Consider the following 309-nt stretch of genomic DNA (forward strand, 5'->3'; position numbering starts at 1 on the left):
GGGGTGATGATTCGTTCTTTAACGGAATCAACAGCCAATGATCCACATACAGGTAGTACTGCTTATAATGATTCATTCCCTAAAATTCCTGCTATTGCTATGGGTCCCAGAGATGCTGATTATATCTGGGAATTGACTAAACAATCCTCTTTTAGCGTTTCTATGAAGACAAGCGCAAAATTTCTTCCGGATACTATTGGGCACAACGTGATTGGAGAGCTCAGAGGAACCACTTTCCCGGATGAAATCATTACTGTTGGTGGACATTTGGATAGCTGGGATGTGAATGAAGGTGCACATGATGACGGC

Annotated in this window: 1 protein-coding gene; it reads left to right on the top strand. The window is 42.7% G+C overall.

Annotation, left to right across the window (positions count from 1 at the left end):
• On the top strand, nt 1-309 hold a 309-nt coding region (locus VJI94_RS08165; protein WP_324008990.1), incomplete at both ends, for a M28 family peptidase.

The sequence above is a fragment of the Parvimonas sp. D9 genome (assembly GCF_035282565.1).
GTDB lineage: Bacteria > Bacillota > Clostridia > Tissierellales > Peptoniphilaceae > Parvimonas > Parvimonas micra.